General features: G+C 40.6%; 15 protein-coding genes. 6 read left to right on the top strand and 9 right to left on the bottom strand.

All coding sequences use genetic code 11. From position 1 onward, the window contains the following. Positions 1–10 precede the first annotated feature (10 nt). The 5 genes from IPM71_09480 to IPM71_09500 all read left to right on the top strand — a co-directional run bounded on the left by IPM71_09480 (position 11) and on the right by IPM71_09500 (position 7,598). Positions 11–1,579, top strand: coding sequence for a PglZ domain-containing protein (locus tag IPM71_09480; GenBank protein ID QQS49846.1), 1,569 nt, complete (start codon positions 11–13; stop codon positions 1,577–1,579). Between the two features lie 8 nt (positions 1,580–1,587). Next, positions 1,588–2,013 carry a tRNA (adenosine(37)-N6)-threonylcarbamoyltransferase complex ATPase subunit type 1 TsaE gene (gene tsaE / locus IPM71_09485; GenBank protein ID QQS49847.1) on the top strand — a complete coding sequence of 142 codons (426 nt, stop codon included), beginning with the start codon at positions 1,588–1,590 and terminating at the stop codon, positions 2,011–2,013. Positions 2,014–2,261: 248 nt separating this feature from the next. Continuing rightward, positions 2,262–3,482: an alanine dehydrogenase gene (locus IPM71_09490; GenBank protein QQS49848.1), complete on the top strand. Its 1,221-nt coding sequence runs from the start codon at positions 2,262–2,264 to the stop codon at positions 3,480–3,482. 187 nt (positions 3,483–3,669) lie between these two features. After that, a complete protein-coding gene (locus IPM71_09495) occupies positions 3,670–6,882 on the top strand; it encodes a hypothetical protein (GenBank protein QQS49849.1) in 3,213 nt (1,070 codons plus the stop codon). After that, positions 6,813–7,598, top strand: a complete 786-nt coding sequence (locus IPM71_09500) for a nucleoside deaminase (protein QQS49850.1) — start codon at positions 6,813–6,815, stop codon at positions 7,596–7,598. Before IPM71_09495 ends, IPM71_09500 begins: the two co-directional genes overlap by 70 nt. A gap of 76 nt (positions 7,599–7,674) precedes the next feature. On the opposite strand, the gene IPM71_09505 is transcribed toward IPM71_09500, so the two are convergent. The 5 genes from IPM71_09505 to IPM71_09525 form a co-directional block, all read right to left on the bottom strand. Continuing rightward, positions 7,675–9,531 (bottom strand): choice-of-anchor J domain-containing protein, encoded by a 1,857-nt coding sequence (locus IPM71_09505; protein QQS49851.1) that lies wholly within the window; start codon positions 9,529–9,531, stop codon positions 7,675–7,677. A 30-nt stretch (positions 9,532–9,561) separates the two neighbouring features. Continuing rightward, the gene (locus IPM71_09510) at positions 9,562–12,114 is read right to left on the bottom strand and encodes a TonB-dependent receptor (protein QQS49852.1); all 2,553 of its coding nucleotides are present in this window, start codon (positions 12,112–12,114) and stop codon (positions 9,562–9,564) included. A 435-nt stretch (positions 12,115–12,549) separates the two neighbouring features. Continuing rightward, a complete protein-coding gene (locus IPM71_09515; GenBank protein QQS49853.1) occupies positions 12,550–14,037 on the bottom strand; it encodes a hypothetical protein in 1,488 nt (495 codons plus the stop codon). Positions 14,038–14,309: 272 nt separating this feature from the next. Next, positions 14,310–15,542: a 3-deoxy-D-manno-octulosonic acid transferase gene (locus IPM71_09520; protein QQS49854.1), complete on the bottom strand. Its 1,233-nt coding sequence runs from the start codon at positions 15,540–15,542 to the stop codon at positions 14,310–14,312. A gap of 1 nt (position 15,543) precedes the next feature. Further along, the gene (locus IPM71_09525) at positions 15,544–16,851 is read right to left on the bottom strand and encodes an MATE family efflux transporter (GenBank protein ID QQS49855.1); all 1,308 of its coding nucleotides are present in this window, start codon (positions 16,849–16,851) and stop codon (positions 15,544–15,546) included. 228 nt (positions 16,852–17,079) lie between these two features. On the opposite strand from IPM71_09525, the gene IPM71_09530 reads away from it, so the two are divergent. After that, complete coding sequence (locus IPM71_09530) at positions 17,080–18,348, top strand: hypothetical protein (GenBank protein ID QQS49856.1); 1,269 nt, start codon at positions 17,080–17,082, stop codon at positions 18,346–18,348. A 189-nt stretch (positions 18,349–18,537) separates the two neighbouring features. Here IPM71_09530 and IPM71_09535 read toward each other — a convergent pair whose 3' ends face one another. From IPM71_09535 to IPM71_09550, 4 genes are all read right to left on the bottom strand, one after another. Next, positions 18,538–19,035 (bottom strand): cysteine hydrolase, encoded by a 498-nt coding sequence (locus tag IPM71_09535; protein ID QQS49857.1) that lies wholly within the window; start codon positions 19,033–19,035, stop codon positions 18,538–18,540. Between the two features lie 210 nt (positions 19,036–19,245). Further along, a complete protein-coding gene (locus IPM71_09540; GenBank protein ID QQS49858.1) occupies positions 19,246–19,848 on the bottom strand; it encodes a hypothetical protein in 603 nt (200 codons plus the stop codon). A gap of 519 nt (positions 19,849–20,367) precedes the next feature. Beyond that, entirely contained in the window at positions 20,368–21,207 is an 840-nt protein-coding gene (locus tag IPM71_09545; GenBank protein ID QQS49859.1) for a Bro-N domain-containing protein, read from the bottom strand. A gap of 5 nt (positions 21,208–21,212) precedes the next feature. After that, positions 21,213–25,043 (bottom strand): N-6 DNA methylase, encoded by a 3,831-nt coding sequence (locus IPM71_09550; GenBank protein QQS49860.1) that lies wholly within the window; start codon positions 25,041–25,043, stop codon positions 21,213–21,215. Positions 25,044–25,091: the final 48 nt, after the last annotated feature.

The raw sequence follows: 25,091 nt of genomic DNA on the forward strand, positions 1-25,091 counted from the left end.
GCACTTTATTATGAAACAGGTATCGATACTTTGGACCGATGACGAAATAGACCTTCTGAAACCGCATATTTTGTTTCTGCAGGAAAAAGGATACCTGGTTGATACGGCCAGCAATGGCGACGATGCCATTGACCTTGTTAAAAGTAAAAAATACGACATTATTTTTCTCGACGAAAATATGCCTGGTAAAAGCGGCCTCGAAACCCTTTCTGTGATAAAAAGCATACACTCCGCTTTGCCTGTGGTAATGGTTACGAAAAGCGAAGAGGAAGATATTATGGATGCAGCTATTGGCTCTCAAATCGCCGATTACCTCATTAAGCCCGTGAAACCTAACCAGGTTTTGCTTTCCATAAAAAAAAATGTCGATACGCGCGAACTCATTACCCGCGAAACAACCTCAGCGTACCGTTCGGCTTTTAATGAACTGAGTAATTTAATTGCCCTGGCTAAAAACTTCAACGATTGGCAATTGCTTTACCGCAAACTTGTGTATTGGGAATTAGAACTTGAAAAGTCCGATGACACCAGTATGCACGAAGTATTAAAGCATCAGAAAGCCGAAGCAAATACAGAGTTTAGCAAATTTGTAAAGAATAATTACCAGCATTGGTTTCAAGTCGATAAAACTTCGACAGCCGATGCAAACCGCCCGCTTTTTTCACCTGGAGTAATTAAAAAGTCAGTCATTTCAAGGTTGTCGGAGTTTCCCAAAATGGTATTTATTCTCATCGATAATTTGCGTTTAGACCAGTGGAAGGTAATAGCCCCCTTTGTAAGCGAACTCTTTACCATCGAAAAAGAAGAGGTGTATTGCAGCATTTTACCCACCGCTACACAATATGCCCGCAATGCTATTTTTGCCGGAATGATGCCCGGCGAAATCGCTTCGCGCTATGCTGAGTTTTGGCTGAACGATGATGAGGAGGGTGGAAAAAATCAGTTCGAAGATGAATTGTTTACTCGTTTCAAGCAACGAAATGGCATCAATGTAAAGCATTATTACGAAAAAATCGCTTCGAAAAAGGCCGGAGATAAATTGGTCGATAGCATTGACAATGCGCTTCAAAACGATTTAATCTTGCTGGTGTACAATTTTGTCGATATGCTTTCGCATGCCAATACCGAGATGGAAATGATACGTGAGTTGTCGTCGAACGATTCGGCCTACCGTTCACTTACATTAAGCTGGTTTCAGCATTCTTCCTTCTACGATTTGCTCAAGCAACTTTCTCTAAAGGGCATTCCTGTTGTTATCACCACCGATCATGGAACTATAAGGGTGAACAAAGCCCTAAAAGTAATTGGAGATAAAACCACTTCGAAGAACCTTCGTTACAAATTAGGCAAAAACCTCGATTACAACCCTCGCGATGTATTTGAGGTGCTGGATCCGGCTAAAGTATTTCTTCCAAAATCAACATTGAGTTCGAAATATATTTTTGCCCTGGGCGAAAGTTTTCTGGCCTATCCAAACAATTATAACTACTTTGTTAATTATTACACCAATACCTATCAGCATGGGGGCATTTCGATGGAGGAAATGATTTTGCCCCTTGTTAGCTTGTTGCCAAAGTAAAGAACCTGATGGAACCCGTTCAACTTGAAATAACGCTCGACAATCTGAACGTATCGGCTGCAAAATTTTTGGAGTTAGTTAAACCGGTAAGACAGTTTGCATTTTATGGAAGTATGGGTGCCGGGAAAACAACATTTATTGCTGCACTTTGCCATCAACTTCAATCGACAGACATGGTAAGCAGCCCGACCTTTTCTATTGTGAACGAATACAATACACACACCAACGACACCATATACCATTTCGACTTTTACCGGATTACCAACTCGGAGGAATTGTTCGACATTGGTTTTGAAGAATACCTCGAAAATCAGGGCTGGTGCTTTATCGAATGGCCGGAGAAAGCTCAGGAACTGATACCTGATAGTTTTGCGAAGGTATTTATTACCTCTCTCGATGAGGGTAAGCGGTTGCTAAAAATATTTCTTCCATAGACCGTTCTTGCAACTTTAAAGAATAAGATTATTCTGGTTAGTATTTAAAGCAGAGTTTTTTCTTTGCATCCTCTTTGTTCGCCTGCCTTCGAAATGGCCTTTTGTTCCCATTATATCCGGGTATTTGGGTTCACTTATTTTAAAAAGCACAGAATAATGCAATTGATTTAGGGTTTATCAAATCTTTATTGGGTAAGTTGCTATTTTTTTTCTTATTTTGATTGGTCAGCAAAAACCCAGGTAAAAGAATGGAACACAACCAGAAACCTTCAGAAAATCATTTGTTCTATACCGGATTGCTTCCACAGGAAGAGATGTTGGAAGTAGGGAAGAAGCATAAAAAATTGCTTATTGGTCTTCCAAAAGAAGACCAGCAATACGAAAAGCGCATCGGCCTTACACCCGAAGCAGTAGAAGTATTAGTTAACAACGGACACGATGTAATCATTCAAAAAGAAGCAGGCAATGGAGCCCTTTATTCGCGCACCGATTATAGCGAGCATGGGGCTTTTATTGTAGAAGATAACGAAAAAATATTCAATGCCGATGTGGTGCTTAAAGTAGCTCCTCTTACCCTGTCGGAAATTGAAAGTTTAAAAGGTAACCAGGTAATTATTTCTGCCTTCCATTTTAACCAGCAGAATCCCGAGTATATTAAAGCTCTCATTCAGAAGAAATCTACAGCCATTGCTTTCGAGTACATTAAAAACGAGTTTAACACTTACCCCATCGTACAGTCAATGAGCGAGATTGCCGGAAGTACTGCAATAGTAGTGGCGGCCGAGTTGCTTTCCAATATCACAGGAGGTAAAGGGGTGTTACTTGGTGGGGTTACAGGCATTACCCCAACTGAGGTAGTTGTGCTTGGCGCAGGTACTGCTGCCGAATCGGCCATACGGGCTGCGTTGGGGCTGGGTGCCTTTGTGAAAGTATTTGACACTTCGGTTCAGCAGCTTGAATTGCTTCAAAAGAACCTCGGAATGCGCCTTTATACTTCTATTTTTCATCCTCAGGTGTTTTCCCGTGTTATTCAATCGGCCGATGTGCTCATTGGTGCAGTTGATCTGACCGAGCTTGGGGCGCGCTTTTTTGTTACCGAGGAAATGGTGAAAAGCATGAAAAAAGGAGCTGTTATCATCGACCTTACCATCGACAATGGTGGTTGCATCGAAACCTCAGAATGCCGCAACCTCCTTGATCCCATGTACAAAAAACACGATGTGTTGCATTACTGTGTGGCCAATATCCCATCGAGGGTGGCACGTACTGCATCCATTGCCCTTAGCAATATTCTTTCTCCTATTTTGCTCGAAATGGGTGCTGCCGGAGGGTTAAAGCCATTGCTCAAAGACAATCACGGTGTGAGAAAAGGTGTGTATATATACAATGGAATTTTAACCCACGAGCGCATAGGTAACGAATTTAAAATCAATCATAAAGACATCGACTTGTTGATGGCGGCATTTTAATCTGAAAAACGACTTACTGGTATGCTACTCTTTCTCTTTTACCTGTCTTATCAAAGCTATTAAATCAAAGCAGTTAAGCGATTTTTAATTGCTGGCGAAAGAGTTTAGTGAATATCGGGCTGATGTCGGGAAAATTTTATTAATTTGCAGTACACCAAAAGCCAGGCCTTTAATACAAGACACATGAATGAGTGCCACCGAGAATAAAAAATTGCTTTTCACATTCCTGAGTCTTTTTTTTGCATTGTTCATGCTCCTTTTTCCACGGGTTATTTTTTGCCAGGTGCCTACTTATTATCTAAATCCTGAAAAGTCACTGGTTCAATACAATACGCAAAGTTGGACCACCAACGAAGGGCTTCCAACCAATTCTTTATTAAGTATTTTTCAAAGCTCTGATGGTTTTTTATGGATTGGGAGTTACGATGGGCTTATCCGTTTCGATGGCCATGAGTTTAAGGTGTTTAATAAGCGTAATACCCAAATTTTCACAAGTAATACCATTCGGGGTATTGCAGAAGATAGCAAAGGTACCCTCTGGATGACAACCCAGGGAAATGGATTGATGTCATACAAGGAGGGAGTTTTTACACGTTTTGGTGATGACAATGGCATCAGCCATTTTTACCAGGGTATTTTTATTGATAGCCTCGACCGGGTATGGGCTGCAACCCCGAATAAAGGTTGGTTTTATTTCGAAAATGGCAAGTTTCATTTTCTTACTCATACCTCGTCATTGTTGAATAGCGAGGTAAGGACCATTGCACAAACTCCCGACGGCAGTATTTGGTTTGGAACCTTTGGCAATGGACTCTATCGATACCAAAATAAGATATTCACCCAGTATACCAAGGCTGATGGCTTAATCAGTGATTGGATTTATTCGCTATACTCCGATTCGAAAGGTACCCTCTGGATAGGCCAGGTAAACGGTCTGTCTGTATTCGATGGAAAAAAGTTTATACATTATAACCAGCTCAGTGGAAACACTGTGAATGATATTTTCGAAGACCGATACCACAACTATTGGATTGCCAGCAATCAGGGACTCTTCAGACTTAAAAGTGATACCGGCTTACTCGAAGAACTGACAACCCAGAGCGGGTTACCCAACGATTTTATCAACGATTTTTTAATCGACCAGGAGGGAAATGCCTGGATGGCTTATTACAAGGGAGGATTGGCAGAACTTAAAGATGGAAAGTTTCTGAACTATACCATGGATGGCGGGCTTAGCGGCAAAGTAGTGAATGCCATTTGCGAACTGGAACCCGGAAAATTTCTTACTGCCTTCGACAATGGTGAGTTTAACATTATTCGGGACAATAAAATATTACCTCACCGGTTTAAAACAGACCTGTCCGATCAGCGCATTCGGCATATTATGCTCGATACCCATAAAAACCTATGGATAAGTACCTATTCGGGTATATTGAAAATAACACCTTCCGGGCAGGAGACCTGGATGAACGAAAAAACAGGATTTCCCGAATCGCGTATTCGCCTCACTTTTGAGGACTCCAAGGGTAATATCTGGGTTGGCACTCGCAACAACGGCTTGATTAAAATTAACAACGATAAAACCTATACCCGTTTAAGTGCCAGCAATGGGCTCACTGCCAACCTAATTATGTCCATCGATGAAGATAAGGAAGGGAACATACTGGTAGGCACAAGCGAAGGAGAAGGTGGGTTTAATATCATTGCAGACGACAAGGTAGTGAAGACCTTTTCCAGCAAAGATGGAATTGCCAGCAATGTTGTTTTTAATACTTATGTCGACCAGGAAGGTGTCATCTGGGTGGCTGCCCTTGGAGGTTTGGTTTGTATTCGCGACAATAAGGTAATCAGTATCACTGTAAAGGAAGGCCTATTGGCCGATTCGCCTTTTGATGTGGTAGAAGATGGTCATGGATACCTGTGGTTACCCTGCAACAAAGGAATAATGAGGGTTCGGAAGCAAGAAGTGTTTGACCTTACTGAAGGCAAAATCAATCAAGTGGCCTGCCGATTATTCGACAAACATGATGGTATGGCCGACTCAGAATGTAACCCCACAAGCAAATCCTTAAAGGCTGCCGATGGAAGCCTGCTGTTTCCAACCCTAAATGGACTAGCCCAGATTTATCCATCACTCATTCCCCGTAACAATTACAAACCTCCGGTTCATTTGCTCGAACTATTGGTCGATAACCAGTCTGTACCGCTAACAAGTCAGCATGTGTTTTTACCAGGGAAGAAGCGGTTTACCTTCTTTTATACTGCAATAAGCCTTTACGAACCTCGTAGGGTTCAATTTAAATACATGTTAGAAGGGTTCGACGACAATTGGGTCGAAGCCAACGGCAGCCGCTCTATTTCGTACACCAACCTTACCCATGGAAACTATACTTTTAGGGTTATCGCCTGCAACAACGATGGGGTTTGGAATACCGATGGGGCTAACTATTCGTTCAGCATTAAGCCCCGTTTTGTCGATACCTTTTGGTTTTATTTATTGGTTTTTTTAGGCATTGCAGGCATTGTTTACCTATTCTATCACATACGTATTCGACAGCTTAAGCGCAAGCAGGAAGAGCTTGAACGGATTATTGATAAAAGAACGCATGAAATACGTGAGAAAAACAACACCCTTGAAGAGAAAAATGCTGAAATCGAGGCGCAGGCTGAATTTCTTCAGGCACAAAAACACGAACTAAATATTCTTAACGCCTCGAAAGATAAAATGTTTTCGATTATTGCCCACGACCTGCGCGGTCCCTTAGGCAATTTCCGCACTATGCTCGAAATTATGGTCAATGCGCCCGAAGAGTTCAATGCAGAAGAGCAAAAACGTATGCTACTCTTATTGTCTGATAATGCAAAAACTACCTATGAATTGCTCGAGAACCTGCTCAATTGGTCTAGCAGTCAGAGAGGAGTAATTACTTATGAACCTAAAATAGTCGATGCTAAACCAATTATTCTCGATATCCTAGGTTTCGTTCAACCCATGGCCAGTAACAAGCAAATTACCATTGAAGCAAATATGCCAGAAGAGCTTGAGCTTTATGCCGACGAAAACATGCTTCGGGCTATTCTGCGCAATCTTTTAGGCAATGCCATCAAGTTTACACGCATTCAGGGCCGGATCGAACTCAATTGCGAGCGCGAGGGTAATTTTATCCGATTTGGCGTGAAGGACAATGGGGTAGGAATTAAACCTGAAATAAAAGATAAGCTTTTTAACCATCTCGAGCAAACGGTACGCCTGGGCACCGCCGAAGAGAAGGGAAGTGGACTGGGTCTCCTGCTTTGCAAAGAATTTATTGAGAAGCATGGAGGTCAAATATGGCTCGAAAGCAAATTAGGTTATGGAAGTACCTTCTTTTTTACCATCCCCGTATCAAAGTTCAAGTAATTTCCTTTTTGTACGGTTCTATGAGTCATAATTTCGAATTGAAAAAACCTGTGGAGTGTATCGGCGAATTTAAGCCGCCCCAGATTCAAATGCCTTTATCAGAAGGTATTAATGTAACCGATAGCAGCCATCCTTCTGCACCAAACAATCTTTTTACATCGCTTTATTCTAAGATAGGAATCCAGGGCAATAAGTGGATGGACCTTGCCTGTAAGCTTGCCACTGAATCTGCAAAAACGGGCGGTGGACCTTTCGCAGCCATTTTGTTACAGGTCGATGATAGCACAAACAGGATTTTACGCTATTGGACAGGTAATAATCTTGTGACCCGCTCTTACGACCCTACCGCACATGCCGAAATCATTGCTATTCGCAGTGCTTGTGCCTCGCTGGGTGTATATAAACTCAACAATATTCAGGTTGAATCGAAGTTAAAGCAAGATTCTGCAAGTTCTCATTGCGAGTTGTACAGCAGCTGCGAGCCTTGCCCTATGTGCTATGGAGCTATAATCTGGGCGGGCATTTCGCATCTCTATTTTGCGGCCACTCGTTTCGATGCCGCAGCGCCTGGCATAGATTTTTCCGATGCCTTTATTTACCAGCAATTAGAAATGCCTTATCAAAAACGAAGTATTGAAGTTTGTCAATGCCATAGTCAATATAAGCTGGATGCATTTGAGTGTTGGAAAAATTCGATGGATAAACAGCCATATTAAAGGCCGGTTGTAATACAGTGCATAAAAAAAGCTGGCCCGATTTACCAGGCCAGCTTTTAAAAATTTTATCGAAAAACTAGTAAGGTCCTTCCACAAGGGTAAACTCAGGATCGGGACCCGATTTGGTTACCTGGAATTTCATTTTGTACGTTCCGGCAATGCCGCTGTAGGTAGCGAATGTTACGATCACATGCTGATCGATACCTGCTTCCTGCTCAGTAATATCGGGGTAACGTGCCGGGAGTAACACTGTTCCGATTGCAAATTCAACAGCTTTCTCCCACGTCGCAAAATCGGCACTTTCGAATTTTCCATTACGAATATCGAAGTTCTTACGATAAGCAGATGCACCTGTGTAAAACTCAGCTGTACCAAAATCGTCAATGTATCCGGCACCTTTGTTTTCTTTTACCCAGTCTACGATGAGCTGGAAGTCGGCCGAAACCATGGTGTGGTTAATGGTGGGGTCGAACACCCAGTTTCCGGTAGAGGCAACCAGAAACTGATCGGTTTTTGGCTCTACAAAATTATAGGTCGATACCCATTGACCACTTTTAAAGGTATAGTTATCGGCCAGTGCTGTGGTAGCTTTGTTCGCAGCATTATAGTAGTTATACACCACAGCCATTTCTGAACCTTCGCCGGCAAGTGGAAATTTGTCATAAAGCAGATTTGGGAGGTAAGCGTCAGGTTTGTCTGTGGCCGAGAAGTTGTTATACTTACCAGGCGAGCCCATGGCTTTATAGTCGGCATTGGTCACACAGTATACATCCGTAGATTTTGCCCAACCCTCAGTGGAGGAATAGGTGTAGAATTCCTTATAGCTTTGTGGGGCAGGTCCACTTACCGGCACTCCGGGGGCACTAATTTGAATGTTATTGATTTCCCATGTTCCAGCAGTGACAGCAGAAGAAAGATAGCGAAATGCTACATAAATTTTTTCGCCGGCATAGGCTTGTAAGTCGATACGGCCGGAAGAAATAAAGGTCCAGCTTTCGGTAAAGGGAACGCCTGGTATTGTCAGTTCTACCCATGTTCCTTGTGCAGCGGGACTGCTACTGCCATCGTAATCGGTTGAAACAAATACAGCAATATTGCCCCATTCGCCGCTATTAAAGTTAAGTGCATGGGTAAAATAGAGTGCTGGTTCACTTATTTCCGTTAAATCATACTCATCTGATACCAGCCAGTCTTCGTTGACATACCTTGTTGGATTGACATAACCAGTCATTTTAAGGCAACCTCCGCCATAAGAAGCCCATTCCCAAACCTGGTCACCACTCACGCTAAATGCTGTATAGCCATTTAAACCGGCAGACTCTTCTTCAAAGGTTTGTTCAAACACAGGGCTATCACCTACTTTCGAAAAATCGATATCGGGATGCACGGTGGAATAATCATAATTCACCAAAATCAGATCGCCATCTTCGGGTGCGGCTACCACCTTGTCGAGCACCTGTGGAATATATACCAAAGGGGAATAAGTGGGAGTATAATACTTCAGGAGGTCCACGATCGAATCGGAGCTTGAATAGTCTTCATCAATGAGTGCATAGCTTAGGGCCTCAGTGTATTTCTCAAATTCTTCAGGCATCTCACCATTGTAATTGTAGGTAACCAATGCACTTGAAGTATAATTGAATCTGGGGTATTTCTGGGCCAAAAGGCCGGGAATATAAGTGGCTGCTGAGACGGTATCGTTGAAGTGTTCGTGGGCGGCAATAAAGGCTGCTTTTGTGGAGTCCAATTTCGATACACCACCTTTTACAGCAAGCGCTGCAATCTGGTCGTAATCGGCACTTGAAAGGGTTAGGGTCTCCTTTCCTATATAATAGTTAGGCATCTCCTCAAGTTCCTTGTTGATGTCTTCCATAGGGTCGCAAGCTGTCATCATTAACCCTATAATGCTTATATAATAAATTAATTTCTTCATTTTAAATGCTTTTGTATGAGTGAGCGATAATTAAAAATCAATTTTAAGGCTGACACGCCACGAACGGCCCCATCCATAATATACTGTCGATGATTCCCAGGTACCTCCATCGTCGGCATCGGTAATGTGCTCGGTATCCAGCAGGTTGTTCATGTTGCCCACCAGGGTGGCATTGAGGTTACTGATTTTAAACTTGTAGCGGATATTGGCATCGAGTATGCCAAAACTGGGCACTTGCCATGCATCGGGGTTTTTTTCTCCCTCGGCAGGTTCTAAATTGCGGTTTTCAGGCTGAAAGTTGGCATACAAACGATCGTAATAGGTGTAATCTGCACCAAAAAACAGGCCGGTAAGTAATTCATAGTTCACCCCAATGGCAGCGGTAGTCTGCGCGGCATCGCCCACATGCACATCTTTTATGAAGACTGAAGCAGAATCCTTAAGTGTATTGTCTTCATTAAAGAAATAGACTTTTGGAAGGTCGTTCATCCATCGCCAGTCGCCAATTGATCCCATCAACGTAACATCGAGGTTGGAGATAGGTTTAAGTCGCATGTCGAGTTCAATGCCATTATGCAAGGCATTGATACCTTCAAGGTTAGCAAAGGTTGTTGTACCATCATTATTTTGTAAAGGATATACTCTTGCTTTGTCTTTCCAGGTGGTACTGTAAACATTGATGTTTCCATTGATCCAGCTATTGCGGAAACCATAACCTGCTTCCACTGAATATACTTTTTCGTTGGGGGCTTTAGTGTTGGCATTGTTATTATTGTTGTAGAAAACAGATCTAAAATCGGGAGGGTTGGTAAAGTAGCCCAGATTCATAAACACGTTGTGGTTCACACTCAGGTTATAATTGGCGCCACCTTTAAAGCTATACCCTATAAAATTGTACCATTGGGTTGCTGCACCTTCGCCATCGTGCTCGAGCAGGAAATATTCCACACGCTTGTACGATTTTTGCGAGAGTGAAGCAGCAGCAAAGGCTGATAGATTGCCTAATACCACTTCGGCCTGGGCAAACCCACCGTACCAGCCAACAACTCCATCGTTGTTGTATTGAATTTTGTCACCTACAAAGGTTGTGTCGTTGGGGTTATTTACGTCTTTGTTTTCAATCCAATACTGGCCCCCTAAAAGATCAGTTATTTCCTGGTAATGTTTTCCTACATAGTAACGTAAATCGAGCCCTCCACTAAGGGTTAGAAAATCCATTTTGTATTTTACCTGGGGCAGAATGCCTGTCCAGAAGTGATTGTTGACCGATGACCTAAGAATGGTTTCCGAACCCAGAGAGCCACGTTGGATATTTTCATCCACAATGCGGTCCACATCGGGTTGGTTCTCGACCAGGTAGTCAGTATCGTAGAATTTATTGGTTCCCAGATAACCTGTGCCGCCACCGGTTCCGGTTGAGACATAAGCTGCAGTTGAAACACTTAGCTGGCTGTTGATATCCCAGAAGTGGTTAAGCACTGCCATGGGTTTGTGGTAGTAGTTTTTACGAATATGGTAAACCTGTCCGTTTTTATAACCCCAGTCCTTGTTATAAGCTATGTTGTTAATCTGAGGATCCTTGTAAGTACCTATTGTCATTTTGGTGCTGCGCTGGCCGTGCCATTGTGGGGCACCTACTACTGAAAGAGAAAGACGGTGCTGGTCGTTTACGCGTTTCGATACGTTCAGAAAATACGAATACGATTCGAACTGAGTGCCATCTACCCAGCCATCGCCATTTGTGCGGGAAAGTGAGAAAGTGGTGGCCCAGTTGTTTTCGGTAAGACCGGATGACACGGTTACACCCATTTTATTGTAGTTGTTGTCGCCGGTACTTACAAATACATTCCCGCCTTTTTCGGCATCGGTGGTTTTGGTAAGAATATTAATGGTGCCGCCAACCGAAGGTATAGCCACTTTGGCAGCTCCCAAACCACGTTGTACCTGCATGCTGCGGGTTACATCCGACAAGCCTGCCCAGTTCGACCAGTATACCCAGTTGTTTTCCATATCGTTTACCGGCACACCGTTTATCATCACTGCCACGTAGCGGGCATTAAAACCCCTTATATTAATTCTCGAGTCGCCAAATGCACCACCTTGTTTGGTTGCATATACACCGGGAGTCGATTTCAGAATTTCAGGAAACTCCTGCGAACCTAGTTTGGCTTCGATCTGCTCTGGTTTAACGTTCGATACTGCTACCGGAGTGCGGCGGTCGATGGCAACGTCGGCAAATACCATTACCTCGGCAAGGCCCACTGCATCGCTTTCCATTTCAATAATTCCAAGGGTTATAGCTTGGCCTGTCAATTCGATGGGTTTTTCGATACTGGCCATCCCTACAGATGAAAACACCAGAGTTTGTTCGCCGCTGAGGCTGGTGCTTAGTTTAAAATTGCCGTTGAGCCCGGTAACGGTGCCCACCGTGGTGCCTTTTACATAGACATTGGCTCCGATTACCGTAGAGCCTGAGAGGTCCATCAGCGTTCCGCTGATTACTGTTTCTACCTGCGCTTTCAGGCCAGTGGCCATAAGCGAGAAGAAAACCAGAAATAAGATCAAGTGTTTTTTACTTTTCATGGTATTGTAATTGGGTTTTACATGCGAAAATAAGAACTTAAGTGTATTTGTTATCTATCTGTGGGGTTAATTATTCATTAATAATCAGGCATTTAAAAACCGTATTATAAGATATATAATTTGTTTTTCAATCTGGCGCTAAAATAGTTTCTTGCCTGCTCATTGGAATATTCATTTGAGTTGCAAGGGTAATATTAATTTTTTTTAAAATACCGCTCTCATATTTAGCTTAAGATATTATGAATGAATAAAATAATAATTCATTTTGCATTAAAGTTATTTTTAAGTTAAGCCATCCTGAATTTGCGTTAAGCTTAAAATACTCAATAAATCAGTTAACTAGCGGAATTCATTTGATAATATTTGTGGAGCAATGTTAAATTACTGAAAAAAGATATTGCTCTATAAGTCAAAAAGTAAGAATCCTTCGTGATATTATTTTATCTGGAGCAATATTTTATACAACATTTCTGCCGGAACAATCTCGTTTAAATCGAAGCGATTGATATAATGCTGCTCAGACAGGCTTTTTTTAAAGAGAGTTTCCTGCTCTGCGATATCCGAAAATCTGAAGCCATTGATGGCCAGGCTTGCAAGGCTGCGGAAAAGATTTTTCAGGCGCAACTCCTGCATATTTTTCAGGTTTCGGTAGTAATAGAGTTGCATGTTTTTTCCGATATAGTATACTTCAGTTAAACTCGACTTCCAACTAAGTAAAAGTCTTACTATAAGGTAATGAAGGTGAAAACCTTGTTTATCCTTAAAAAGTTTTTTACAATTTTCGTCTAGGGCAAGTACCAGGTTTTCGGCTAAAAATTCGGGCAAAAAAGTTTGAATGGCCTCATTGTTCTGGTTGGCGCTCAGAATCAGAAATAAATAGGCTTTTCTAAGGTGCCAGGCTGCTTTGGCTTCGGGATGAAAAAGCGTAAATTCATAGGTGCTGCTTACTTCGCGAATTATTTCTCCTGCTTCGAGATGGGCCAGTTGTTTTATTTTCAGACTAAAAAGCAGGGCTTGTACCTCAAAACGTCTGAATGATTTGTAATCGCTCTGCTCATAAGCTTGTTGCAAAAAAAGGTCTGCCTGGGAAAGGTCTCCTTTTGTAATAGATATGCCTGAATTGGCAAGTAGCATATTCAACCTCAAGGTTTTGTTGTCGAAAAAGGGATTCTTCTTCAGAAGACCTTCTTCTTGCTTAATCAAGGCCTCAATTTCCGAAAACTGGTTTTGGTGCAAAGCCCCTTTGATTTTGATTTGCAAAAGAACAAGCCTTAGGTTGGGTGCTGTTTTGTCATGTGCCCAATGTGCAATGGAGTTGGCGTATTCGTCTATTTTTAAGGCTATTTCAGACTGCAAGCCACAATGATGCACAAAGTATGCGTTCAGATAATTTAAAAAGCCTATGGCTCTCTGTTGCTCCTGATTAAGAATCTGAAACTGCTCATACTGCTTATTCCATCGTTCCACCTCATCCGGATAACCTTTTAGCGAATTGATCTGACTAAAAAGCTTAGATGTTTCTGCCAGAATAGAAAATAATTGATGCAATTCGGCTCTGCGGTTTACCTGTAGAAGCATTTTTTCAGCAAAATGAAACACATTGTTGGCAAGCAGATTTTCTGCGAGAATAATTTTCTCGCGGCATTCGTCAATTTCTTTTTCTAACCTGGGCTGATGACGGCTGTGAAGGTCATTGAGCAGCTCTATAAGCTTGTCTTTCAGATTTCGCTTGAGCATCTGGTATTTTTTTCCCTTATCCAGTTTGCCATAAATGAGCATGCTGGCTGACTGGTCGGTGTTGACCATTCCTTCCATAATAGCCCTGAAAAGCATGCTTTTTTTTGAGTCGGTATGAGCCAACATGGCGAACAAGTCAGGTCGCTCCTTGTAGATAATATTTCCTAGTTCCTTGATCTGGTCCATGCCTTTCGATAGAATCCGAATATAGATTATTTAAGCAACTTTTTAAAATATTCTTCTAAAGTGCTTATCGCTGTAGTTTCAAATGAAAGACGGTTGGTGAAATAATCAACCCAAAAATCCTGTGCCAAACCTTCAACAAACCAGTACCTACTAAAAAAGCCCTTAAAAGGGCTTATAAGTGTCGATACACTGTGTTCTATCGTGTCGCCGGCTGGCTGTAATTTTCACTAGTAAAGCTAATATTCCACAGGGTAATAAGGATTAAATAAGTATTAATTGTTCTTTAAATAATCCGTTATGGTTTGTGTAGCGCCCCGCATAGAGTTAACATAGTTACCAGCAGCCTTACCAGAATTCTCAAGTAACTCGGAGTTTACAAAAAAGCCATCCAGCATTTCTTTTAACTCTTCATAGAGTAAAAAGGTGCGTGCCCCATTACACATTAAAAGGTCCCGGGCTTCCTGAAATTTATGGTATTGGGGTCCGAACAGAACCGGAATGCCATATACAGCAGCTTCGAGGGTGTTATGGATGCTGGTTCCAAAACCACCGCCAATGTAAGCTACCTGGCCATAGCGGTAAAGACTCGAAAGCATACCTATGTTATCGATAATTAATACCCTTGCCTGTGCATAATTCATTTCCCGGGCCTTTGAAAAAAGAGCATAAGGTGTTTTTAACTGTTTTTCGATGGCGCTTATATGCGTGTGGTGTATTTCGTGTGGTGCCAGAATCAGTTTTACCGGATGATGTGTTTCGTGGATATATTGCAACAGCAATTGTTCGTCGGCAGGCCAGGTACTGCCACAAACAATGGTAAAGCTGTTTTTGCTGAATGTGTTTGCAATTTCAATCTCTTGGCTGCCATGGGCTATCTGGCTTACCCGGTCAAAACGGGTGTCGCCTGCAAGGCTGCATTTGTTCAGATTATTCTTCTGAAGCAGGTTTAACGATTCCTGGTTCTGCACAAAAAGGTGGTCGAACCAGTTCAACATTTTGCGGTACCAACCTCCATAAGGCTTGAAAAAAACCTGATTTTCGCGGAATGCAGCGGAGATAAGTATCAGTTTCGATCCTGATTTTTTGGCCTGGCGAAGCATATGGTACCAGAAATCGTATTTCACAAAAATGGTAAGTTCCGGATGGGTAATGCCTATAAATCGTCGCGCGTTGAAAAATGTGTCCAGAGGCAAATAGCAGATAATATCGGCGCCGGAATAATGCTTTCTTATTTCATAGCCCGAAGGAGAAAAAAAGGTAAGCAGGATTTTACGATCGGGAAATTCTTTTTTGAGGGCTTCCATTACCGGGCGGCCTTGCTCAAATTCGCCTAACGAGGAAACATGAAACCAGATGACCCTGTCTTGAGGCCCTATCTTCGACCGAAGAAATTTTAATACACCCTTGCGACCTTTTATCCATTGTTTTGCTTTTTTGTTGAAACCCGATACAATCAGTATCAAGCCGTAATAAACCAGAATACCAAGAGAATAGAGAAGTGTCATTTTATCGATTTTTCCTCATGGGGTGAATAATGGCTCTCTTAAAAAATATTGTTTGTAAAATTCCTCTTAGAGCAAAAAACAACACCTGCGCGAATAAAAGTGCATGGTTATTCAGCACTCCGTTTAATAAAAGGTAAATACAAAAAAACAATCCTGCCGACACCAGGGTAATGTTGCGTAAAGTGCTGGTTGCTGTTGCTCCCAGGTACACACCATCCCATACAAATGTAAGAATACTTACCAAAGGAATTGCAACCACCCACCCTATATAATCTCCAGCCAATTCCACAATGGCTGCATCGGAGGTATACAAACCCAGTATGCTCTTCCAGCCAAAGCCATAAAGCAAGGTAAAGGCCAGTGCTATTCCAGCTCCCCAGATAAACACCTTGCCAATGAGTTTCTTCAGGTTCTGAATGTCGCGATGGCCAACAAATTTTCCAGTTAATGCCTCGGCTGCATTGGCAAACCCGTCGGAAAAGAAAGAGAAGGCATATACCATTTGCAGAAATATTACATTCATGCCCAACAAAAGGGCACCTTTGTCGGCCGAAGCAAAATTGTACCAGGTAAGTACCGAAATTACCGCCAAGGTTCTGATAAAGATATCGAAATTGATACGGAAGAAGCGACCGTAGCTTTTTAAGTCAAATAAGGTTTTAAGCATAAAATGTTGAAGGAACTGGCGATATTTCTTCCACACAATTGCCAGGGCAATAAACAGGCCTGAGTATTCTGCAATAACCGATCCCCAGGCAACGCCTTCTGATTTCATTCCTAAAATGGCCACAAAATAATAATTGCAGACCAGGTTTATGACATTGACGGCAACAGCAATGAACATGGGTGCTCTGGCATTCTGCATGCCAATAAACCAGCCTATAAAGGCATACATGCTTAGGGTGGCAGGGGCTGCCAGAATTCTGATACGGTAATAATTCAGGGCCGAAAGCTCTACGGCTTCCTCTCCCTTGGCAAGATAAAAGCTAAGTTTGCCTATGGGGCCGCTTAAAAGTAGCAGGATAATTGTTCCCAATACAGCGATGGCCAGCGATCTGGCCAGTAGTTTTCCGGCTTCAGCATGGTCATCGGCACCATAGGCCTGGGCTGTCATGCCGGCAACCGACATGCGTATAAAGGCAAAGTTCCAATAGATAAAATTGAATATGGCACTCCCTAAGCCAAGAGCTCCCAAATGCACTGTAGAACCCAAATGCCCCATAAAGGCTGTGTCGGCCGAACTTACCAGGGGCACTGTGAGGTTGCTGATAATAAAAGGTATGGCTAAACGAAGTATTTGTTTATTCAAAACATCTAAATATGGTGGGGCAAAAGTAATACATCATTTAGTTCATGCAAATCGTAAGGCTATGATTGAGAATTATGTCTTTGCTATAGAATGATGGTTCGGGTTGAGCCTGCGTATACCACGACTGGTTAATAAAATGTATCATTGAATTCAGTGATTGTTAGTTTTAAAACCTTGATGGTGTTATTTTTAATCTGTAAATTGATTTTACACTTTAAAGTAAATTTTATGAACCAAATAAGAGTGGCCTTATTTTTTGTGCTGGCTTTTACCCTTTATTGGCCGGCAGTCCATGCACAAGAATCCGATACTTCAGGCACTGTCGAACAGCCATACATATACAGGCCTTCTGTTTTCAGGACCATAGTTGCCGACAGCACTGAACAGAATACAGACTCGGTGATGAATGAAATCGGACAAGGGATTGACTCTACTTATTTTTTTCAGCAACAGGCCATCGATTCTGCTCTGCGGGCTGCCTTTGTGAAAGACTCGCTTTTAAAACGCCAGGCAGAAATTGATTCACTTCAGAACCTTCAGCGCGAGTTGCCTTTATTGGTAAAAGCCAGTTTGTATACATTCACCGATAACCTAATCGTAGCTGATGGACAGGCAAACATTCAAGGCGATACAAGCCTTACAGATTATTGTGCCACAGTGTTGCCCTTTCGTTTCTCCGATCCTTTTCAGCCCTGGAAGCTGGTGGTTCCTTTATCTGAGGGTGTCCAAATCAGTTCAGGGAATCAGCCTTTCAAAATAAAAAGTTTGAAAACACCTGATTTTCAACATTTCTATTCCTATAACCCAAATGACAAAGTGGTTGTAATTCGCCAGCAGGCCGTATTAGCCAGGCATAACGATGCGAATTACTTTAAATCGCCCGTCGACTCGGTTTTTTTAAACGAACGGCATCAATTGGTGAAAGTAAAAAGGTATTTTGAGGTATATGCAGCCAGTTCTTCCTTTCAGCGAGAGGCTTTTCTTTTCAATCAGCTTTGGCAGGTTAAACAATATATCTATTCGGGTAACGAATTGGCATCGTATGAATTGGTAAAGCTTTGCGAACGCTGGTCGGCCAAAGAGGAAGAAAAAGTATGCCTGATTACCAGCTATACAGTCAAAAAAACAGGCTACGCTTACGAATTGGTTCGATCGAATAATCCACCAAACGAATATACCGAGGGTACATATACTTACGATTTTGACGATGCCGGTAACTTGCGGGCAGGCTCATTCCGAAGTAACAGCGGAGCAGAGAACTGGAAAACATTTGTTGAATTAAATGAGGAGGGCAATGTGAGCCGCTATGTGTATCAGGATAAGGGAGAAGTAAGTCAGACGCTTTTAATCAATTATACTCCCGGTGCCCCTGAAAAGGTCGAAATTATTAGTTGCACCTTCGAAGACGATGGAGTGAGTTATTATCAGCATAATACCACAACCGGCAAGGGTCGTACACGCGACCGGCTTACCATGGAATGGGGTCCCTGGGAATAGTTTTCTTGTCATTTAGAATGTAATTAAGTCCTTTGCAGATACCCCGTCAGCTTGCTGCGGGGAGCTTCATTTTGGAAGGCTTGACTTCACTTCACAGTTAAGTTTCAAGTACTTTTAATACGAGCTGAAATTCCCGATAACCCAATGACTGCCCAATGTTTTAATATACGATGTGAGCCGTTGGCATTTTTAATTAGAATTTATCAAGTCATTCAAACTAATTATCTTACTGCCATTTTTCTCGTAATAATTCAGCATTTCGTCAATTTTCCTTTTATCATAGCTCGTAATACAATCTGATAAGACTGTAACTTGGTAGTTTTCCTTGCGCATATTAAAAACGGTTGATTTCACGCAGGCAATGGCGTCTGCTCCTGTAATGTAAAATTCGCTTATTTCATTTTTTTCGATAAAGTCTGCAAAATCTTCGCTGGTCAATGCGTTGCCTTTGGATTTTTCGAAAATGTTATTGGAAACCAATTTCATATCCGAAACTAATTCAGACCCACGGGTATTAGGTTTGAAAGTCCTTGTACCATCAGATAAGTTATAATGCTTTATGTAAACGACATGAATTTCATTTTCCACTGCCCAATCTATTGACCGATTCACATTTTCAATAATTTCTTTGTAGTTTTTGGTAATGTCATTTTGAATGTCAATTACCACTAAAGACTTTTTCTGCATGGGATTTTATTCCTTTATTATTATGCTTAATTCAATTTTCTATTTCATTGTGCATCGCACTGTCGCTTTGTCTTGCCAACGGTTAGTATATGCAAAGTAGGCGATTGCAGGCTTCAAACTTATCAAACCGCTAAGAGGTTGAAGCGGGCTACAACCGTTGAAATTACTACTATTTCGCCTATTTTGTATATACATTGTTGTAGTGCGTTTTTATATGTTTGTCTGACTAAATTGCCTTACCTTACTTTCTTTCACATTATTCTTGTTATCAATTTCCACCATATAATCAGCATATCTTGATGAAAATGTAAATCTGGTCTGATTATTCTCGGAAGTTCTTGTTGATGTCAATTTTAACATATTAGAATTAACTTCGTAGTTCTTTGAAATAAAATCCTTTATCCCGCTAATATCAAATTGTTTAATCTCAGCATAATCATGTCCTTTACTCTTTAGAAATTGAAATATTTTAGCAATTCCACTTTGACTAAATCCAGCTGATAGGCTTATTATAAAATCAACAAAATAATCACTTGCTCCCCATTCATAAATCCCTATCTTTTTTGTAATTGCTCCTAAACCGTCAGAAAATTCAGAATTTAGAAATGCTAGTAATTCTTTCGAATCTTTTTCATTTAATTCAATTTCTCCTAAAGAAAGGACCGTATTGTCTTCAATCAAATTTTGAAAATCATCTTTATCATTTGATACAAATGAATAATTCTCCTTCAGCCAATCAATTGTTCCTTGTTCATCTTGTCCACCTAGGAATTCAAGCCGTATTAATGGTATTTCCCCTTGCGGTTTAATCAAGTCTATTGCAATCCCTTCCCCTGCATGTAATTTATCAACAATTTCCTCAACAATAATTGACGCTTCAAAAGTTCCAAAAAAACAAGTTTAAATTCTGTCGGATTAATATCTTCATCTCTAAATTGACGATATATATCTATACTAAATTTGTCCATATTACTTATCCTTGTAAGTTTAAAATGATAACTAGTAGCCGTTCGCAAAATGCACTACAACTAGGTTATATCTACAACTAAAAACCCTCTCGCGCGCTTTTGTAAAGCGTGCGGATTTTAGATTTTCTATTTTTAAAACTCTCAGACTTTATACTTTTTCAATATTTATTGAACTATCATCTAGGCAGCAACTTACTAAAAATACCGGATTGCAAATCCTATCCTAATGCTATACAAAACAATTCAGCACGCTTTACAAAAGCGCGCCAGTGGGGGTGCGCCAGTGGGCGATTTTTATTTATTTGTCTCATGAACAATCAATTTTACTGAATTGAATTTCTGCTTTGCTATGGCATTGCAAGCATTAATCATCAATTTCTTTGTTTTTCTTTTTATCTAGCTGTTTTGCATTCTGGGGCGTTACAACCCTTTTTCCGGTTTTTTCCTCAATTTCCCTTCTCGTGTTTCCGGCAATTGTCCCGCCTTGTCGGGCAATCCGTGTATTATCTTTAAATGTTTTCGGTTTCTTTTCTTTTGAAATTTCAGTGGTTGTAGCTTCAGCAAGCATATTCAGCACCAGTTCAAGATTTGTCATATGGTCACGTAAGTTCTCTTTTTTCAAAGCCTTCAGGCTCTTGTATTGCTTGGTTGTATAACCGCTCCAAGCTTTTGTAATTTCATCTGTTAATATTGCATATTCTTGACCTTTTTGTACGCCTCGGTTATCCCACTCATCGGTTAATTCTTTGCGGACTTCAATACTTTTTAAACGCTGGTTTATCCACTCTTTGCTATATCCTTTACGCAGGTAAGTTTCCATTAAACGGTCTATGCCCAGTTCGGGGTCTTCAATCTCATCAATACGCTCACGGCCAACCTGTGCCAGCCACATTTTAAAGGGCTCAGCTTTGGGCGAAGGAATGCTTTGTATTAACCGGAAAAGTTGTTCGGTATCGGCAACATCGGTGTTGTAAAATTTACCATCTGAGGATTCTAATTTCAGTTGTCCGATTTTTTCGGACAACTCACTACCTTCCTTCTTCAACTTGACTTTTAGGTCGCTCCAATATTTGCGTGGGCGGTCAGTACCAGTTAAAACTTCAATAACATCTATTATTGAAAAATACCATTTTTCATCCTCATCCTTCCAAACTGAGCGGATTTGCTTTTGCTCGAATAATTTTATGGCGGTTTCTTGGGTCATGACGGCTATTTTATGCTGTTTTCAATTATTTCTATTTCTTCTGGAGTTAAATCATAAAGCTTATAAACCATTTGGTCGATTTCTTTGTCGGTGATTTCGATTTTGGTTTTAATTTCCAATGCTTTTTTCGATTCTTCCTGAAAGTAAGTTTCCCATTCTGCCTCTTCGGAAAGCGAGAGTTTTATTTTCTTTTTCGCTAGTTCTTTTATAAAACCTGAATAGGATAATAAATACCAATCCTGAAGTTTTGCAGGTAATTCTTCTAAATTGAACTTGCGCTGGATGGTGCGTTGGAATTTTTGTGATAATTCTTGCAATTCATTAATTAAAGTTAATGTTAAGTCTGCTTTTTCACTCATGGGTTCCATAGTAGACTTAATATCAATACAGATTGGTAACAATTTGATGTCTTGAGGATTTAATTTTGGGAAAATTTCTTTTCCAAAATTTGAAAGTTTTAAACCTCCGTACCAACTTAAAGTTTTAGAATTAACTATACATAGGATTTTTTTTAGTATATCTATATTATCTCTATCGTTTAATATAAACGGTGTAATACTATGCCCATAATAGCTTGTTTCATTAGTTATAACAGCTTGAATTCTTCTATTTTTTCCGGGTATCTCTCTAAAAAGTATTCTATAGCCTTCAAAGTATTTTTTTTCTCTTGGCGCAGCTAGCCATTCTCCATAACTCAACCATTCTCCACTCCATGATAATGAATATCTATTTAAATCTTCACCTTTTAACCATTTTCCACAAGTATCATCTTTTTTAAAGTTAAAATGGTAACCTCTGCTTTTTATTAATTCACTATCTTGTCCCCGATATTTATCATAAGGCGTTATACCTTGTATAACCTCACCGAATTCTTTAAGATTAATCGAATTCCTTTCTATCTTTTCAATTATTTTTTGTTCAATCTTTGTTATCCTATAGTCAATTGCTAGCAACCTAGCTTGCTTCCAATCATCATATAAATAAATCGACTTAATGCCATTTTTTATAATAGTAAATTCATTATGCTTTTTCCCATTATAAATTATTGCAATAACAGTATTTACAACAGCATCATTGAAAACATTTTCACCAATGATAGAAAGCTCTAATAAATCAGAATTTGAAAAGATAAAACTTCTTAACGGCTCACAATTTTCTAAACTTAACCAAAGTTCAGGTGTAATATATCCAATAAAACCTGAGTTTTTAGAAATTCTAAGTGCTATTTCATAAAAATAAACATAACTCTCAAACCTATACTTATATGTTTTAAAATTCGAAATATATTTCTTTTCCTCGTCATTAAAAGTTGCTCCATAAGGCGGATTACCAATTATTACATCAAAGCCGCCGCCATATTCGGTGCGGAAAGCGTGTTCGGTCGTACAGCAAATTTCATCGATAAGGGGTTGCAGCCCCTTGTTGAAAGGCAACTCGTGCTTGTTACGGTTGTTTTGTATATAGGCTAGGGTATTGTTCAGTTGTTCATCGGAAGTTATTTCCTTGCACCCGAATTTCTGTGTCCACAGGTGCGCCTGTGTTATGCCTTTTTCGGTATAGTTCGAATTTTTTTTCGACGAGGAGTCGGTTTCGGTTTCCGAATCGGTATCGGAATCGGAATAGGACAAGGGGACATGTCCCCTTGTTTCCCTATCCCTATCCCTATCCCTATCGGTTTCCGACGAGGAGACAGTATAGGTTCCGGTTTTCGACAAGGGAGTATGCTCCCTTGTCGAAGCCTTATCCGGCGAGAAGGTCGAGGAAGTTATCGACGGAGATATAGCAGATATATCCGACAAGGGGAAAGTATCGGTTCCGGTTCTCGACAAGGGAGCATGCTCCCTTGTTGTTTCCTCGATAGGTATAGTGCGTCCCATTTCTATATTACATGCCCGGGCAGACATAGCTTTTATCTTACCTACTATTTTCGGCACTTCTTTTTCTTCACATACGAGCAGGATGTGCATGTGGTCGCCGCATATGTTATAGGCCAGCACATTTAGCTTGTCTTTTTTTACTATATCGGCAAGAGTTTGTGAAACAATTATTTCTTCCTTTTCGCTCAGCCAAACTGGTTCTCCAAGTTTAACATGGTTGTCGAACATTCGTTGAGAATAGCGCGAATTATGTGTTGCAGTTGTTATGTGCCACGCCTTTTTTTCCTTTTCAACAAAAACCTTTGGAAACTCCTTTTGCCAGTTAAAGGCTTTATCGCCAGCAACAGCAGGGTCGTCGATTAAGGAGTTACCGCATTTAATGTTGTTGTTTAAATCGTTGAGTTTGCGATTTGGTTCGGCAGTGCGTAACCATAATGCGAGTTTTGCAATTTCAACGCTCTCTTCGTTAATATCAACACCGAAAATATTGTTTTCGAGAATGCTTTTACGGATATCGCTCAAAACCATTGGCACTCCATATAATTTGGCTTTTAGTTCATCGATATACCGATGTTCAGAAATTAAAAAGTCTAATGCCTGGTTTAAGAAAGCTCCGGAACCACAAGCAGGGTCGCATATTGTTAATTGCAAAAGCCAATTGCTATAGGTATTAAGTTTATCTAATAAAGCTTGCTTGGTTTTAAGTTGTCGTTTTTTATCGGTTGTATAGTCTTCGTCGTTTATCTGAAGTTCTGTTTTTTTCTCTGCACACAAACGACCAACCGTATTTTCGACAATGTATTTTGTTATGTATTTTGGGGTGTAGAAAACGCCATCCTTTTTACGCTTGGTTTTTGTTTTATCGACTTCCTTCCCTTCGAGTTGTGCGTTTATCTCTTCTAACTCATTCAGTGAGTTTTCGAAAATATGGCCGAGAATATTTACATCAACCTCACTTACAAAATTATATTCCGAGAGTTTCCAGGTATGCTTAAACAATAAATCATCATTGATTTTTACATTATCCAATACTTCATCGGGCAGGAATAATCCGCCGTTGTATGCAAAAACATCATAACGTTTTCCTTTGAAACCTGTATTGAGATATCCGAAGTATTTTTTAAACCGGTCGTACAACGGAACAATCTCGTCGCGCTCCTGCAATTCTTTCCAATCGTTTAGCACCAAACGAACAGAATTAGGTGGCAGCAACTGCCGGTCTTCTGCAAAGAATAAGAATAAAAATCGGTCTAACAGTTTCTGCGATTTTTTGAAAAGTGTAAGCGGGTCGAATTGCGGATTTAGTGCAACTAAATTTTGGTGCAATTCCCGTTTGAATAATGAATAATCCTGATACAGCTTCTTTGTAACATCGTCTTCCTTACTAACCGATTCGTCTTTTATCTTTTTAGGTATGTTTTTTTCAATGCTCGCAAAACTCAAACACAAATACAGCAATTGAAACTCCTGCTTTGTGAGGGTAAACAAATTAAATTCGATATGCTCAATGGCATTGTCGATATAAAACCGGAGCTTTTCGAAGTTTGAAGTGATAACATAAACACAATCGGGCTGGTTGTTTTTATATCCGAATGCCTGAGTTTCGATTTTACCTAAATCAATAGTATCGGTGCCTTTTAGTTCGATAACGGCTTTAACCAAGGGGACATGTCCTCTTGTGGAAATTATTGCACCGTCGGCTTTTTTGCTATCCTTTATATTTTTGTATTCTGTTGTTAAATTGTAATTGGGACTTGGGTTGAGTGTGTAACCTAATATCTTAACGAATAGTTCCCTCAAAAAACCTTCCTGAAACTGTTCTTCCTTGCTATTCCGAATGTTTTCCTGTATTGCAGGATTGCCAAAGTATGCTTTAAATTCATCAAACTTCGAATCGAGTAGCTTCGAATCAATTTGATTTAAATATTTGACTTCAACGGAATTCTGAAAAAGGCTCATGGTTGTGTATAAAGCTTTATTAATACGTACAAGTTACTATTTTTTGTT

This window comes from Bacteroidota bacterium, assembly GCA_016699695.1.
In the GTDB taxonomy this organism is placed as follows: domain Bacteria; phylum Bacteroidota; class Bacteroidia; order Bacteroidales; family UBA10428; genus UBA10428.